At 63.0% G+C, this 15,801-nt stretch carries 16 protein-coding genes; all 16 read left to right on the top strand.

Annotated features, from left to right (window positions below):
- Positions 1–742 (top strand): DUF3363 domain-containing protein (locus HMPREF2581_RS09135; RefSeq protein ID WP_139181899.1); only part of this gene is annotated, 742 nt, incomplete at its 5' end.
- A gap of 110 nt (positions 743–852) precedes the next feature.
- Complete coding sequence (locus HMPREF2581_RS09130) at positions 853–1,251, top strand: BlaI/MecI/CopY family transcriptional regulator (protein WP_025297936.1); 399 nt, start codon at positions 853–855, stop codon at positions 1,249–1,251.
- The gene (locus HMPREF2581_RS09125; RefSeq protein WP_016254216.1) at positions 1,251–2,246 is read left to right on the top strand and encodes a M56 family metallopeptidase; all 996 of its coding nucleotides are present in this window, start codon (positions 1,251–1,253) and stop codon (positions 2,244–2,246) included. Before HMPREF2581_RS09130 ends, HMPREF2581_RS09125 begins: the two co-directional genes overlap by 1 nt.
- A 140-nt stretch (positions 2,247–2,386) precedes the next feature.
- Entirely contained in the window at positions 2,387–3,634 is a 1,248-nt protein-coding gene (locus HMPREF2581_RS09120) for a TolC family protein (protein ID WP_003139003.1), read from the top strand.
- On the top strand, positions 3,631–4,860 hold the full coding sequence (locus tag HMPREF2581_RS09115) for an efflux RND transporter periplasmic adaptor subunit (RefSeq protein WP_003139001.1): 1,230 nt from the start codon (positions 3,631–3,633) through the stop codon (positions 4,858–4,860). The genes HMPREF2581_RS09120 and HMPREF2581_RS09115 overlap by 4 nt, the downstream gene beginning before the upstream one ends.
- A gap of 10 nt (positions 4,861–4,870) precedes the next feature.
- Positions 4,871–8,008, top strand: a complete 3,138-nt coding sequence (locus tag HMPREF2581_RS09110; RefSeq protein WP_003138997.1) for an efflux RND transporter permease subunit — start codon at positions 4,871–4,873, stop codon at positions 8,006–8,008.
- Positions 8,009–8,055: 47 nt separating this feature from the next.
- On the top strand, positions 8,056–8,748 hold the full coding sequence (locus HMPREF2581_RS09105; protein ID WP_022580528.1) for a HupE/UreJ family protein: 693 nt from the start codon (positions 8,056–8,058) through the stop codon (positions 8,746–8,748).
- Positions 8,749–8,760: 12 nt separating this feature from the next.
- Positions 8,761–9,429: a hypothetical protein gene (locus HMPREF2581_RS09100; RefSeq protein ID WP_003138992.1), complete on the top strand. Its 669-nt coding sequence runs from the start codon at positions 8,761–8,763 to the stop codon at positions 9,427–9,429.
- Between the two features lie 50 nt (positions 9,430–9,479).
- Entirely contained in the window at positions 9,480–9,785 is a 306-nt protein-coding gene (locus HMPREF2581_RS09095; RefSeq protein WP_003138990.1) for a hypothetical protein, read from the top strand.
- 186 nt (positions 9,786–9,971) lie between these two features.
- Positions 9,972–10,907: a LysR family transcriptional regulator gene (locus tag HMPREF2581_RS09090; RefSeq protein WP_022580529.1), complete on the top strand. Its 936-nt coding sequence runs from the start codon at positions 9,972–9,974 to the stop codon at positions 10,905–10,907.
- Positions 10,908–10,911: 4 nt separating this feature from the next.
- Positions 10,912–11,190 carry an EexN family lipoprotein gene (locus HMPREF2581_RS09085; RefSeq protein WP_025297938.1) on the top strand — a complete coding sequence of 93 codons (279 nt, stop codon included), beginning with the start codon at positions 10,912–10,914 and terminating at the stop codon, positions 11,188–11,190.
- 236 nt (positions 11,191–11,426) lie between these two features.
- Complete coding sequence (locus tag HMPREF2581_RS09080; protein ID WP_003138988.1) at positions 11,427–13,427, top strand: conjugal transfer protein TraG; 2,001 nt, start codon at positions 11,427–11,429, stop codon at positions 13,425–13,427.
- On the top strand, positions 13,424–13,888 hold the full coding sequence (locus tag HMPREF2581_RS09075; RefSeq protein WP_003138987.1) for a CopG family transcriptional regulator: 465 nt from the start codon (positions 13,424–13,426) through the stop codon (positions 13,886–13,888). Before HMPREF2581_RS09080 ends, HMPREF2581_RS09075 begins: the two co-directional genes overlap by 4 nt.
- Positions 13,885–14,955 carry a P-type conjugative transfer ATPase TrbB gene (gene trbB, locus HMPREF2581_RS09070; RefSeq protein ID WP_003138986.1) on the top strand — a complete coding sequence of 357 codons (1,071 nt, stop codon included), beginning with the start codon at positions 13,885–13,887 and terminating at the stop codon, positions 14,953–14,955. The genes HMPREF2581_RS09075 and trbB overlap by 4 nt, the downstream gene beginning before the upstream one ends.
- Positions 14,952–15,344, top strand: coding sequence for a TrbC/VirB2 family type IV secretion system protein (locus tag HMPREF2581_RS09065; RefSeq protein WP_003138985.1), 393 nt, complete (start codon positions 14,952–14,954; stop codon positions 15,342–15,344). Before trbB ends, HMPREF2581_RS09065 begins: the two co-directional genes overlap by 4 nt.
- A complete protein-coding gene (locus HMPREF2581_RS09060) occupies positions 15,341–15,613 on the top strand; it encodes a VirB3 family type IV secretion system protein (RefSeq protein WP_003138984.1) in 273 nt (90 codons plus the stop codon). The genes HMPREF2581_RS09065 and HMPREF2581_RS09060 overlap by 4 nt, the downstream gene beginning before the upstream one ends.
- Positions 15,614–15,801: the final 188 nt, after the last annotated feature.

Raw genomic sequence — 15,801 nt, 5'->3', positions numbered from 1 at the left:
CATCGCCGCGCTGGCGAGCGATGGCCTGTACCGCACCGACCATCACCTCGCCATCGCGCAGGGCCAGGTCGTCCCCGGACGCGACCCGCAGGAGGTTGTGGCGGCCCATATCCGCAGGCTGGAAGCCCTACGCCGGGCGGGCATCGTGGAGCGCGTGGCCGAGGGGCTATGGAAGGTGCCGGGCGATCTGCCCGAGCAGGGCCGCCGCTACGACGCGCAGCGCATGGGCGGTGTGGCCGTGGAGCTGAAATCTCACCTGCCCATCGAGCGGCAGGCCCGCGTAATCGGGGCCACCTGGCTAGATCAGCAGTTGATCGGTGGCGGCTCGGGCCTGGGCGACCTGGGTTTCGGTAGCGAGGCCAGGCAGGCGATGCAGCAGCGCGCCGACTTCCTGGCCGAACAGGGGCTGGCCGAGCGGCGCGGGCAGCGTGTGATCCTGGCGCGCAACCTGCTGGGCACGCTGCGCAACCGGGAACTGGCACAGGCCGCCAAAGACATTGCCGCCGATACCGGCCTGGAGCATCGCCCGGTGGCCGACGGGCAGCGCGTGTCCGGCATCTACCGGCGCTCCGTCATGCTCGCCAGCGGGCGCTACGCGATGCTCGATGACGGCATGGGCTTCTCGCTGGTGCCGTGGAAGCCGGTGATCGAGCAGCGGCTGGGGCAGCAGCTTGCGGCAACCGTGCGCGGTGGCGGGGTGTCCTGGGAGATTGGGCGGCAACGCGGGCCTACTGTCGCTTGATTGCCCGCAAGAGCGAGGCGGAGTGCCGGCATGGCACAATAAACCGATTGACGGTCGGTTTTTTCTGGACGATACTCATTAGTTCGAGTCAAAGCTCGGAGCTGACAACCTTGACCAACCACAGCGTACCAACACTTGGCGATCTGGAAATCGCCGTGCTTGAAGACATCTGGCGCTTCGGCCCGTCCGACACCAAGGCGGTTTATTCCCGCATTGGACAGTCGCGCTCGATTTCTTTGAACACCGTGCAATCTACGCTGGAACGTCTATTTCGCAAGGCCATGCTCCAACGCGAAAAGATCAGCCACGCCTACGAATACTCAGCGCGAGTTTCCCGCCGAGAATTGATCCAGAAACTGGTGGAATCCACGGTGCGTCGTGTTGCAGGCCCGCAGCCCGATGCGTTGCTGAGCGCATTTGTCGATCTTGCTGCAAGGGCGGATGACGACCAGCTCAAGAGGTTGGAGGAATTGATCGCACGTCGTCGGGCTGAATTGGATCAGCCGTGATGACGAGCTATGGCCCACTACTTCAGTTTGCATTGCTGTCCGGCTTCGTGCTGGCGGTGACGCTTACTCTGCTGATCGGTGCCTGCGAGCGCCCATTGCGCCGTGCGCTGTCAGGCAAGGCCCCCTCTCAGCGGGCGCGGGTATCTTGGTGGATGCTGGTAACGCCTGCATTGGCGGGTATCACCTACGCGGTGATGACCATTGCAATGCCGTCGATGTTTGACGACTCGGCCCGATTTGCCGCTGCCTGTTCTGCGCATGCCGACACGCTTCTGCATCTGTGCGTTTGGCACCCGAGCAGTAACGGGCAAAGTGCTTGGCTATGGGGTGCATTGGCGTTGCTGGCAGGATATGCAGCTTGGCTGGCGGCGCGGGCCGCAGCAGGTCTTTGGCGCGCTCGTCGAACCCTTGCCTCGCTGGTGCGGCTGAGTGGTCGTCCAGGGCATCCCGACAAACTGCGCGTGCTCGATGTTGAACAGCCTATGGCGTTGGCCTGCGGCGTCGGGCGTGGTCACATTCTGCTTTCAACGTCGTTGATGCGACGACTCAATCCAATGCAGTTGCGCGTGGTGCTCGCGCACGAACAGGCTCACATCGCCAATCGTGATGTTCTGAATCGCTTGACCGCTGCCGTACTGTCCAGCATCCAGTTGCCCGGCGTCCGTCGTCGGTTATTGCGCGATCTGGAACTCGCCTTGGAGCAGCGTTGTGATTTTGCTGCCGCTAAAGAAGTGGGATGCCCTGTCACCGTGGCCGAAACCATCGTTACGGTGGAGAAGATATTTCGGCAACACGCGAGGGAACAGGTGCCGTTGACGATGGCGTTCTTTTCCGATTTTGTCCCTGAGCGCGTTGAAGCATTGCTGTCATCCAGGCACACGTCGATCTCGTATTTGGGGCCAATGCTCGGCATCTTTGTTCTGGCGTTTTGCAGCCTATCTACCGGCTGGCTGCACTTTGTGGCTGAATCTCTCATCACCGTGATGACGAGGTAAGTTCATATGCGCGCGTGCCGTGTTTTTTTGCTTAAAAAACCGATTGCTGATCGGTTTTATCGTGATTCCGCTCCAGCGTGCGTGGGAGGTCGCTGCGCGGAATCGTTTGATCGCCATCTGTTGTCGTCGTGAGGGTTTTCATGAAATTGATCCGCTTAGTGGCCTTGGTGTTCGTCGGGGCCTGCGGCACATCCGCAGCCCTAGCCGCCGAACCCCTGCGGCTGGAGGAGGCAGTCTCCCGCGCGCTCGCTGCCCATCCCTCCATCACAGCCGAAACGGCGCAGCTCCAGGCTGTTCGTGCCCGCACCCAGCGCGAAGCCCTGCCACCGCCTTACACGATTGGCGGTGAGATGGAAAACGTCGCCGGGAACGGCAATCTGCGGGGTATTCGTTCGGCTGAAACGACATTGCGCATCGGCCGAGTTATCGAACTCGGCGGCAAGCGCGAGGCTCGTCAAACATTAGGGCAAGCCGAACTGAGGGAACAAGAGCATCAGGCCACCAAAGCGCGGATCGACTTGGCCAGCACGACCGCGGCTCGATTCATTGAAGTGCTCGCTAGGCAACAGCGATTGGCCTATGCCGAGGAGCGCGTTGAGCAGGCAGAACGCACCCGACAGGAGGTTGCAGCCTGGGTGAAAGCCGCTCGCAATCCCGATTCTGATTTGCAGGCCGCCAATATTGCAGTCGCAGAGGCGCAGCTTAACCGCGAGAGTGCAGAACACGAATTGGCAAGCGCCAAGATGACCTTGGCAGCGAGTTGGGGCGCGTTGACGCCGGACTTCGGTGAAGTCGTCGGCGACCTGCAAACCTTGCCGACCGTAGCGCCATTCGAGACGTTGGCCGCTCGTTTGCCCATGACCCCCGAGCTATGGGCGTCGCGCTTGCGAGCCGACACCATCGGCGCCCGTCGCCGGCTCGCGGAGGCCGAGGCCAAACCCAATCTGGACGTTAGCTTGGGTGTACGTCGTTTTGAGGCCACCAGGGATCACGCCGTGGTGGCGTCAATCTCGATCCCGCTTGGTGGGCCGACACGCTCTGGATACGCGGTGTCCCAGGCCAACGCCGAACTGGCTGCGCTGGAGGCACGGCGCGATGCCGAACGCTTCGAGCGCCACCAGGCACTGTTCGACAAGTATCAGGAACTCACGCACGCACGTCACGAACTGGGGTCGTTGCGCGAACGGATGCTGCCTATGGCCGAAAGTGCCTTGGCAACGACTCGTCGTGGCTTTGAGCAAGGCCGCTTCTCCTATTTGTCGCTGGCCCAAGCACAGCGAACGCTTTTCGATCTTCGCTCGCGTGCTGTCGAAGCCGCCGCTCGCTATCACCTTCTGCTGGTCGAGGTGGAACGCCTCACCGCCACCGTTGAGGAAAACGCACCATGATTCGCATTCTTTCCCTGCTGCTCCTTTGCGTGTTCGCCGCTGCGTGCAGCCCTGGTGGCGACAAGCCCAAAGAGGAGGCCAGCGCCCAAGCCAGCGGAAGCTATGAGCGTGGGCCAAACAATGGCCGACTACTCCGTGATGGAGACTTCGCCCTCGAAGTCACCATCTACGAAACCAATGCGCCCCCGCACTACAGGCTATTTGCCTACCGCGACGGCAAGCCTGTCGCCCCCGCCGATGTTGTTGCGACCATCAAGCTCTCCCGCCTGGATGGCGAGGTCAACCAATTCACGTTCACGCCGGAGAACAACTATCTAGTCGGCAGTGGCGAAGTGACCGAGCCGCATTCGTTCGACGTGGCCGTATCCGCCGAGCATGCCGGAAAGAAGTCCACATGGTCTTACGAGTCCTACGAGGGGCGCGTCAGCATTCCTGCCAGTATCGCCAAGGATGCCGGCATCAAGACCGAATCGGCGGGGCCGGCAGTCATCCGAGACGTTGTGCGACTAATGGGAACTGTTGTTCTGGATGCCGACAGGCACGCAGCGGTTCGTGCGCGCTTCCCCGGCATCGTGCGCTCTGTGAACGTGCAGCAAGGCGAGCGCGTCCGCCGCGGCCAGACGCTGGCCGTCGTCGAGGGCAATGACAGTATGCGTACCTACCCGATCACGGCGCCGTTCGATGGCGTCGTGCTCGCGCGCAATACGAATGTGGGCGACGTGGCCGAAGCTGGTGCGCTGTTCGAGCTGGCCGACCCGTCCAATGTATGGATCGACCTGCGTGCCATCGGCACAGACGCCGAAGTTCTACAGCCAGGCCAAGCCGTGCGAATCCGGTCAGCGACCGGAAAGACCGAAGCCAGTGGAAAGATTCAACGGCTGTTGCCGGTGGCCGGCAGCGGCCAGAGCGTCATTGCCCGCGTCAGCATCCCGAACCCGGAGGGGCGCTGGCGTCCCGGTATGACCGTGGCCGCCGAGGTCACAGTAGGCACGCGCAACGTATCGCTTGCGGTGAAGGAGTCGGGATTGCAGCGATTCCGCGACTTCACCGTGGTATTCGCACAGGTCGGCGAAACCTACGAAGTGCGAATGCTTGAGCTTGGGGAGCGGGATGGCGAATACGTTGAAGTGACCGGCGGACTCAAGCCCGGCACGAACTACGTGGCCGAGCAAAGTTTCCTGATACGCCAAGACATCGAAAAGTCTGGCGCCAGCCACGATCACTGAGGACGCGGATATGCTCGAACGTATCATTCGCGCGTCCATCGCGCATCGCTGGCTGGTGCTTCTACTGGTGCTCGCCCTGTCCGGGCTGGGGATCTGGAACTACAGCCGCTTGCCGATCGACGCGATCCCGGACATCACCAATGTCCAAGTGCAGATCAATACCGAGGCACCGGGCTACTCGCCAATGGAGGCAGAGCAGCGCGTCACCTTCCCGGTTGAGACGGCATTGGCTGGCCTTGCTCGGCTGGACTACACACGTTCGATTTCCCGCTACGGTCTGTCGCAGGTCACGGCGGTCTTTGAGGACGGCACTGACATCTACTTTGCTCGCCAGCAGGTCGCCGAACGCTTGCAGCAGGCATCCTCGCAGCTTCCGACGGGCTTGAATCCTTCCCTCGGGCCGGTGGCAACCGGCCTCGGCGAGATATTCATGTACACCTTGGAACCCGAGAAGGGCTACGAGGAAGTATGGACGCCAACGGCGCTGCGCACGTTGCAGGACTGGTCAGTGCGTCCGCAGCTTCGCAACCTGAAAGGCGTCACCGAGGTCAACACCATCGGCGGCTACGTGCGCCAATTCCACATCACGCCCGATCCGGTCAAGTTGCTGGCCTACGGGTTGACGATGAACGACGTGCTGAACTCCGTCGCGCGCAACAACGCGAACGTCGGTGCCGGGTACATCGAGCGTCATGGCGAACAGTATCTGATCCGCATTCCCGGCCAAGTGGGCGACATAGAGCGGCTGCGGAAGATTGTCGTGGCAACGCGCGATGGCCTTCCGCTCCGAATGGGCGATGTGGCGGAAGTGCTGGAAGGCAGCGAATTGCGAACCGGCGCTGCAACGAAAGACGGCAAGGAGGTCGTGTTGGGTACGGCCTTCATGCTGATTGGCGAGAACAGCCGAGCGGTTGCGCAACGCACGGTGGAAAAGCTCGCTGAAATCGACGCGACACTTCCCGAGGGAGTCCGCGCGCATGCGGTTTACGACCGCACGCAGCTCGTTGATCGCACCATCGCCACCGTGCAGAAGAATCTTCTGGAAGGCGCATTGCTGGTGATCGCAGTGCTTTTCCTGCTGCTGGGCAACATGCGGGCAGCTCTGATAACTGCTACCGTGATTCCGCTTGCCATGCTGCTGACGATTACCGGCATGGTGCAAAACCGTATCTCGGCCAATCTGATGAGCCTGGGCGCGCTGGACTTCGGCCTGATCGTCGATGGCGCGGTCATCATCGTGGAGAACTGCTTGCGCAGGTTCAGCGAGCGACAGCACCAGCTCGGTCGCCTGCTGACCCGCGATGAGCGTTTCTCGCTGGTTTCGAGTGCCAGTGCGGAAGTCATCAAGCCCGCCTTGTTCGGGCTGTTCATCATCACGGCTGTTTACCTTCCGATCTTCGCGTTGTCGGGCGTGGAAGGAAAGATGTTCCATCCGATGGCCCTGACCGTCGTCATCGCCTTGACCGGCGCGATGGTGTTGTCGCTGACCTTCGTGCCCGCTGCGGTCGCCCTGTTTGTCACCGGCAAGGTTTCCGAGAAGGAAACCAAGGTGATGCGCGGCATCAGCCGCTTCTATGCACCGCTTCTCAAGCAGGCGATTAAGTTGAGAGTCGCCATCGTCGCGGCAGCGGCAGTGCTGGTGGTGCTGTCCGGCCTGCTTGCAGCACGCTTGGGAACCGAGTTCATCCCGAACCTGGATGAAGGCGACATCGCCCTGCACGCGATGCGTATCCCCGGAACGAGTCTGACGCAGGCGATTGGCATGCAACGCCAACTGGAAGCCCGGATCAAGGAGTTTCCCGAGGTGGAGGAAGTCGTCGCCAAGATCGGCACCGCAGAGGTTGCGACCGACCCCATGCCGCCTTCGGTCGCTGACACCTTCATCATGCTGAAGGATCGCAGCGAATGGCCCGATCCACGCAAGCCGAGGGCCGTACTGCTCGCCGAACTGGAGAAGGCGGTGAGCGCCATTCCCGGCAACAACTACGAGTTCACTCAACCCGTGCAGATGCGCATGAATGAGTTGATTGCAGGTGTTCGTGCCGAGGTGGCAATCAAGGTGTACGGCGACGACATGGAGCAACTGGCAGAAATCGGCTCGAAGATCGAAGCCGTGGCCGAGAGTATCGACGGGTCTGCCGATGTGGCGCTTGAGCAGATTACGGGCCTGCCGCTGATGACGATCACGCCGAATGTGGATGCACTGGCTCGGTACGGCCTGGCGATCGACGACATACAGCAGACGGTGGCGATCGCGCTAGGCGGTGCCGTCGCTGGCCAGGTGTTTGAGGGAGATCGCCGATTCGACATTGTGGTTCGGCTACCCGAAGCGCAACGCCAAGACCCGAAGGCACTGGCGACACTGCCCATTCCGATTCAAGCCGGAACGGTTGCCGGGCTAGGCCAAGCAGCCTATGTGCCACTCGGCCAGCTTGCGTCCATCGAAGTAGCGCCCGGCCCCAATCAGATCAGCCGCGAGAACGGCAAACGCCGGATCGTTATCACCAGCAACGTGCGCGGGCGCGATCTAGGTTCGTTCGTGGAAGAACTACGTGAGCGGGTGAGCCGTGAAATCACACTGCCCGAAGGTTATTGGGTCAGCTACGGCGGCACGTTCGAGCAACTTATCTCGGCCAGCCAACGCCTGTCCGTCGTCGTGCCGGCCGTGCTGGTTCTGATTTTCGGCCTGCTGTTCATGGCCTTCGGCTCGGGCCGGGATGCAATGGTCGTCTTTAGCGGCGTTCCGCTGGCGCTAACGGGTGGTGTAGCCGCATTGTGGCTACGCGATATTCCGCTCTCGATTTCAGCAGGTGTCGGCTTCATTGCGCTGTCCGGCGTGGCTGTGCTCAACGGACTGGTGATGGTGAGCTTCATTCGCAAGCTGCATCACGACGGCGCACCGATTCAGGACGCCATCGTGAATGGCGCGATGACGCGACTGCGCCCAGTGCTGATGACCGCGCTGGTTGCAAGCCTTGGTTTCGTACCGATGGCCATCAATGTCGGAACAGGCGCGGAAGTGCAAAGACCACTCGCCACTGTCGTCATCGGCGGCATCGTTTCCTCGACGCTGCTGACGCTGCTGGTTCTACCTGCGCTGTACCGGCTGGTCTATCGCCACAAAAACACCGAGAGGGTGCCAACGTGAGCCGGTGCCCATTCCCATTTCCCTTGGAGGTTCCCTTGTTGTCACGCATGTTCCGTTTCCCCGACCGAAGCCAATGGCTGATGGTGCTGGTGCTGTCCCTGTTGCCACTGTGGGCGTTTGCCCACGGTGTCACCGGCGATGATCAGGCGTTTCTTGAGCAGAACACCGGCCGTAATTTGCTGGTGTTCACCTACCTCGGGGCCAAGCACATGGTCACTGGCTACGACCATCTGCTGTTCCTGCTGGGCGTGGTGTTCTTCCTGTACCGGATGCGCGACGTCGGCACCTACGTCACCCTGTTCGCGGTCGGCCACAGCGTCACCTTGTTGCTGGGCGTGCTGGGCGGGTTCCACGTCAACGCCTATCTCGTCGATGCCATCATCGGCCTGTCGGTGGTTTACAAGGCGCTGGACAACCTCGGTGCGTTCAAGCGTTGGTTCGGCTTCCAACCCAACACCAAGGCCGCCGTGCTGATCTTCGGTTTCTTCCACGGTTTCGGTCTGGCGACCAAGTTGCAGGATTTCGCGCTGTCGCGTGATGGTCTGGTGCCCAACATGCTCGCGTTCAACGTCGGCGTGGAGTTGGGCCAGTTGCTGGCCCTGGCCGGCATCCTGATCGTGATGGGTTTCTGGCGGCGCACTGCCGCTTTCCCGCGCCAGGCCTTCGCAGCCAACACCGTCCTGATGACCGCCGGCTTTGTGCTGATCGGCTACCAACTCACCGGCTATTTCGTTTCCTGATCGAGGTTATCCATGTCCTACATTCCTGCTCCGCAATCGCTTCCCAGCACCGCCCGCCTGCTCAAGGCCACCGGGCTGGCCATCGCCGTGGCATCCGTCCTGCTGGTGACGGTCGTGCTTCCCGCCGAATACGGCATCGACCCGACCGGCATCGGCACCCGGCTGGGGTTGGACGTGCTGGGTGCCAAGGCCGAAACCAAAGCCGCGCAAGCACCGGCATTGGCCGCGCCCACTTCTGACAAGACAGCGGCAACGCTGCCGGCAACTGAAGCCGAACTGGAAGCCAAGGCCATTGCGGCCTTCGGCAAACGTTCGCTGGGGCAATCGCTGGACGTGCGTGCCATGTCGCCCAGCGCCAATGCCGTGCGCAGCGACACCCTCAGCCTGACGCTGGAGCCGGGCAAGGGTGCGGAGGTGAAGATGCACCTCAAGCAAGGTGAGGGCGTGGTCTTCCAGTGGAAGGCCTCGAACGCTGTCCTGCTCGACATGCACGGCGAACGTCCGAACGCGAAGGGCGAGTGGACGAGCTATTCCATCGAGCCGGCGCAAAACGAGGCTCGCGGCACTTTCGTGGCCCCGTTCGAGGGAAGCCACGGCTGGTACTGGAAGAACGAGAACGATGAACCGGTCACGGTCGAAGTGGCCGTGACCGGCTTCCAGCCCGATTTGCATCAACCCTGATTTCCACCCATTCCAAGCGTTCCACCCAACCCAACCACAGGAGTCTCCCGATGAAACTGCGTTCGTCTCTCATGATTGCTTTTGCCGCCACCGCACTGCTGACCGGCACCGCCTTCGCTCATGACCCGGCACTACACAGCAAGGAAGATGAAGCCAAGGCCAAGCCCGCCACCTGCCAACAACTCAACGACCCGGAACACTACGAAATCGACTTGAAGGATGATTCCACCCGGTCGCTGAAGGCGCGTTGCGATGCCCGCAAGAAGGCGCAAGAGCAGACGGCTGCCCCGGCGCAGAAGAAGCCGGCTACAACGCCGGCTCCGGCACCCCGTCAATCGTCCGACGGCAAGAGCTGATTTTTCAGATTGTGGCCGTGACTCACAAGGTCACGGCCATCGCCTGATTGAGTTGGCAACTCCGCTTTGGCCCTCGCTCGGCTGCTCGGAGCTGCCAATACTCAGCACTGGCCTGGGTGACGAATCATGGCTCTAGCATTAACCGAGAAGCAAGTGCTATGTCGGCTCGGAGGGAATGAATATTCTATGGAGTTGAGACACCTGAAGTATTTTCTCGCCGTAGCTGAGGAGCTTCGCTTCGCCCGTGCCGCAGAGAAGCTGCACATTGAGCAATCGCCCTTGTCCCGAGCCATCAAGGAACTGGAAGAAGAACTGGGTGTTGTGCTGTTTGCCCGCACCACCCGCAGCACCAGGCTAACCCGCGCTGGCAAGTTGTTCTTGGAGCACGTTCGTCGCGTACTCGCTGCTGTGGAACAGGCTCGCGAGAGCGTCAAGGCTGCGGCCAACGGCTTTCACGGGCAGTTGCGCGTGGCGTTGTCCGATGGCATCACGCCATCGCGTCTATCTGCCTTGCTCGTACTTTGTCGCCAGGAAGAACCTGAGGTAGAAATCCGATTCTTCGAGGTGCCCCTGTCACAGCAGATCAAAGGGCTTCATAGCGATCTGTACGACGTGGGATTCGCCCAGTCCAACGAGGTTGGTGATGGCATCGTCACCGTACCTGCCTGGAGCGATACGCTGATGGTCGCGGTTCCTGGCCGGCATCCGCTGCTGGCCCACAAACGCATCCCCTTGGATGAGCTGCTGCGCTACCCATTGGTCTTGTGCGATCCGCAAGTGTGCGAAGGCCACGCCAAGCATGTCGAACGAGTGCTTCGCCATACTGAGATGGAGCCTTTGATTGCAGAACGTGTTGCTTCTTGCGACCTGATGATGGCGCTGGTATCGGCTGGTTTCGCGCTCGGGCTGGCCGGCGCCGCACACATTGCCGCCAGCCGTGAGCCAGGTGTCGTGGCCCGTCCGCTGGCGCAGCGCGTGCCACCGTTGACGACGTACTTGCTTCATCTTGACGGTGATCTATCCGACGAACTGGCAAGATTCATTGAGCGCGTACAGACCATCGAATCTCTGGAACCCCCAAGGCCGATACGAGGTCGAAATCCCGATGCTTCGGAGGAATGATGCCATTAAGAAAATCATCCCGTTCTTGCTGATGGCTGCATTGGCTGCCTGCGGCCAGTCCGAGACGCCACAGAAGCCCGCTGATTCCACAGTCAACGTCCCGACGGTGGAAGAACTCGCGGCCAACCCCGAGCGGCTCAAGGAACTGCGGCAGCAGTGCAAGACCGACCGCGCCAAGCTGGGCGAAGTGCTGTGCAACCGCGTGGCGGAAGCTACGCGCAAACGGTTCTATGGCGACGGCCAAACGCCATATACACCACCGAAGGAATCGCCCAAGTTCTGATTGTTGGCAACTCGCTGCATCATCTTCATTTTTCTTCTCGACACGCCGCAATGCGCTACCGCTTGCGGCGTTTTTCTTTGGCCTGCCGCAGCACTAATTCTTTCTTTTTCCTCGACCTTTCTGCTCTAAACGGTCTTTGACCGGCACTGATCCGACACCGATCCTGACGCCTGCGGCACGTCCTTGTGCCGCTTCTTCCATGAGGAATCAGCGCAGGAGAAATCGGAGGCCAGGTCATGCAAGGGACGAACGTGCTGTTCGGTCAGATCGCCGTGGTATTCGGCATCGTGATCGCCGGAGTGTGGGGCGCCACACAATGGACAGCAGCAGCCCTTGGCTATCAGCTACGCCTTGGCTCGCCCTGGTTCGATTTTCTTGGCACGCCGATCTACTACCCGTGGAAGCTGTTTGAGTGGTGGTTCTCTTACGGCGCCTATACCCCGGAAATCTTCGACACGGGCGGAGCCATCGCCGGTGGCAGCGGCATGGTCGCCGTGGCCGTCGCCATTGCCATGTCGGTCTGGCGCTCGCGACAGGCACGCCTGGTCACGACCTACGGTTCGGCCCGTTGGGCGAATGCGCAGGACATTCGCAAGGCGGGCCTCACGCAGCCGGTCGGCGTGTTCCTCGGCCAGTACGATCGCCAGTACCTGCGCCATGAAGGGCCAGAGCATGTTCTGACCTTCGCGCCCACACGCTCGGGCAAGGGCGTCGGCCTGGTGGTTCCCACCTTGTTGAGCTGGCCGGCCTCGGCGGTCATCCACGACATCAAGGGGGAGAACTGGCAGATCACCGCCGGCTGGCGCAGCCGTTTCAGCCACTGCCTGCTGTTCAACCCGACCGATGCAAAGTCGGCGGCCTACAACCCGCTGCTGGAGGTACGGCGCGGCGCGCATGAAGTGCGCGACGTGCAGAACATCGCGGACATTCTAGTCGATCCCGAAGGCGCGCTGGAGAAGCGCAACCATTGGGAGAAGACCTCGCACGCGCTGCTGGTCGGGGCGATCCTGCATGTGCTCTATGCGGGCGAGGACAAGACGCTGCGCGGCGTCGCCAACTTCCTCAGCGACCCGGCCAGCCCCTTCGAGCTGACCTTGCACCGGATGATGACCACGCCCCACCTGGGCGATGGGCCGCATCCGGTGGTGGCATCCGCTGCGCGCGAAGTGCTCAACAAGTCGGACAACGAGCGTTCTGGCGTCTTGAGCACCGCCATGTCGTTCCTCGGCCTGTACCGCGATCCCACGGTGGCCGAAGTCACGTCGCGCTGCGACTGGCGCATTGCCGACCTCATATCCGCCGAGCATCCCGTATCGCTGTACCTGGTGGTGCCGCCTTCGGACATTTCGCGCACCAAGCCGCTCATCCGCCTGATCCTCAACCAGATCGGGCGGCGCTTGACCGAATCGCTCGACGGCTCTGACGGCATCGAACGCCGCCACAAGCTGCTGCTGATGCTCGATGAGTTTCCGGCCCTGGGCCGGCTCGACTTCTTCGAGACGGCGCTCGCATTCATGGCGGGCTACGGCATCCGCAGCTTCTTGATTGCGCAGTCGCTCAACCAGATCGACAAAGCCTACGGCCAGAACCATTCGATTCTGGACAACTGCCATGTGCGCGTGACGTTCGCCACGAACGACGAGCGCACCGCCAAACGCATCTCCGAGACGCTGGGCACGGCCACCGAGCTGCGCGCACAGCGCAACTACGCGGGCCACCGGCTCGCGCCGTGGCTGGGGCACCTCATGGTGTCGCGCCAGGAGACGGCCCGCCCGCTGCTGACACCGGGCGAAGTCATGCAGCTTCCGCCCGATGAGGCGGTGGTGATGGTGTCCAGCGTGGCGCCGATCAAGGCCCGGAAGCTGCGCTATTACGCCGACGCCAATTTCAAGCGGCGCGTGTTGCCGCCGCCCGCGCTGGCGGACTGCCAATACGCCGACGCGCCGCCGCTGCGCGCCGACGACTGGAGCGGGCTGGCAATCCCACCAACGCCCACCGCACCAGCCACGGCATCCGCCGATGGCCTCGGTTCCGCCGACGACGGCGGCCCACGCCGTCAGCCCGAACTCTCCGAAGCCGTCGCCTACGACCCCGAGCTGGCCGCGCCCGCGGCCGACCTCGGTTTGCTCGATGACGACGACGACCTGCCGCTTCCCCTTCCTCGCCAGCTTGATCCGGCCATGCAGCGCACGGCCCGGCTGGCTTCCCTCGACCCCAACGACGGAATTGAGCTATGAGCCACTACCGCCTGAACCTCTTTATCCAGCCCGAGCACGCCCAGCGGCTTGATGAACTGGCCGCCAAGAAAGGCGTATCCAAGTCGTCCATCGTCGCGGCGGCGCTCGCATCGTGGCTATCGCCCGATGCTGCTGACCAGCGCGAAGCGGCCATCGCCAAGCGGCTCGACCGGCTGTCGCGCCAGGCCGAGCGCATGGAGCGCGACCAGAACATCGCCATCGAGACGCTGGCGCTGTTCATCCGCTACTACCTGACCGTCAGCACGCCGGTTCCCGAGGCGCATCAAGAGGCAGCTCGCGCCCAGGGCAAGGCGCGCTTCGAGCAGTTCACCGAGCAGCTTGGCCGCCACCTGATGCGCGGACGCAGCTTGGTGCGCGACGTGGTGGAAGAACTGCATCCCGACCCGATGCGGATGGAGGACGCGGCGGCAGCCGCCCAGGCGCGGGAGCGTGCGTCATGAGCGCCGTTTCGCAGTTGCCACCCGAGCCACGCTCGTCCGCTGCGGCCTCGCTCGACCGGCGCATCCAGATGCTGCGCACGGCGATGGGGCCGCTGATCGCCACTGCGCTCGAAGACCCCGACGTGGTGGAAATCATGCTCAACCCGGATCGTACCCTTTGGGTGGATCGGCTTTCGAGTGGGCGCGCGCCGATGGGCGTGGAGATGCCCGAGGCCGATGGCGAGCGAATCATCCGCCTGGTCGCGGCCCACGTCGGCGCGGAGGTGCATCGCGGCCAGCCGCTGCTATCGGCCGAGCTGCCCGAGACGGGCGAACGCTTCGAGGGCATCTTGCCGCCCGCCGCGCCAGGGCCGGCCTTCGCGCTGCGCAAGCGCGCCATCGGCGTGATCCCGCTGGAGCGGTATGTCGTGGACGGAATGATGACCGCCGCCCAGGCGGGCTTTCTGGTGCGCGCCGTGCGCGAGCGTCAGAACGTCCTGATCGCCGGGGCCACCAGCAGCGGCAAGACCACGCTCGCCAATGCCTTGCTCGCCGAAATCGCCGCCACGGGCGACCGCGTGTTGGTGCTCGAAGACACGGTGGAGCTGCAATGCGCGGCCCGCGACCACGTTCCGCTGCGCACGCGCGCGGGCGTGGTGTCGATGACCGAGCTGGTGCGCTCGTCCATGCGGCTGCGGCCGGATCGCGTGGTGGTTGGCGAGGTGCGCGGCGCCGAGGCGCTGGATCTCATCAAGGTGTGGGGAACGGGCCACCCCGGCGGGATCGCCACGATCCATGCCGGCTCCGCGTTGGGCGCGCTGCTGCGCATGGAGCAACTGATTCTCGAAGTGGCGGTGAACCCGCCGCGTGCGCTGATCGCCGAGGCGGTCAACGTGGTGATCCACATCGCCGGACGCGGGCGCAAGCGCCGCATCGAGAGCATCGCCCGCGTCGTCGGCTCCGACGGCGTGGGCTACCAACTGGCGGACGCGCTGGAGACGCCGTTTCCCGAACTGCCGCTATTTCCCGAAGCCGCACCCGCTGCGGCGACTTCCCCGTCCCCTGACCAACCTGGAGAACTGCCATGACGCAGATGATCGTTCCTGCTTTCCGCTTTTCTGCAAATCCGGCTTTGCGCCTTCCCGCGCGGTCGCGGCTGCACCGCCTGGCCCGCCCTGCGGCACAAGGGCTGCTGCTGGCCGCGCTGCTGCTGTTCCTGGCCGGAACCGCGCAGGCCGCCGGTTCCTCGATGCCATGGGAAGGCCCGCTGCAATCCATCCTCGAATCCATCCAGGGGCCGGTGGCGCGCATTGTGGCCGTCATCATCATCATCGCCACGGGCTTGGCGCTGGCCTTCGGCGACACGTCGGGGGGCTTTCGCAAGCTGATCCAGATCGTGTTCGGCTTGAGCATCGCTTTCGCCGCGTCCTCGTTCTTCCTGTCGTTCTTTTCGTTCTCTGGCGGGGCTGTCGTATGAGCGGCCCGGATACCTTCGCGGCAGGGTTCGAGGTGCCTTTGCATCGCTCGCTCACCGAGCCGATCTTGCTGGGCGGCGCACCGCGCACCGTGGCGATTGCCAACGGCACGCTGGCCGCCGCTGTCGGGCTGGGGCTGCAACTGTGGATTCCGGGCGTGGTGCTCTGGATCGTCGGCCATTCGCTGGCGGTGTGGGGTGCGCGCGTCGATCCGCAGTTCATGGCCGTGTTCGCCCGGCACATCAAACACCGCCCGCTGCTGGACGTGTGAGGGGATGCCGCCATGCTGAACCTTGCCGAATACCGCCAGCGGCCCGCGCTGCTCGCCGACTGGCTGCCTTGGGCCGGACTGGTCGCGCCAGGCGTCGTCTTGAACAAGGACGGCAGTTTCCAGCGCACGGCCCGGTTTCGCGGGCCTGACCTCGACAGCGCCACGCAAGGCGAGCTGATCGCCACGTC

Origin of the sequence: Pseudomonas sp. HMSC057H01 (assembly GCF_001836405.1) — a bacterium.
Classification (GTDB): domain Bacteria; phylum Pseudomonadota; class Gammaproteobacteria; order Pseudomonadales; family Pseudomonadaceae; genus Pseudomonas; species Pseudomonas aeruginosa.
The sequence above is the reverse complement of the archived record's forward strand: the minus strand, read 5'-3'. Positions and strand labels throughout refer to the sequence as shown.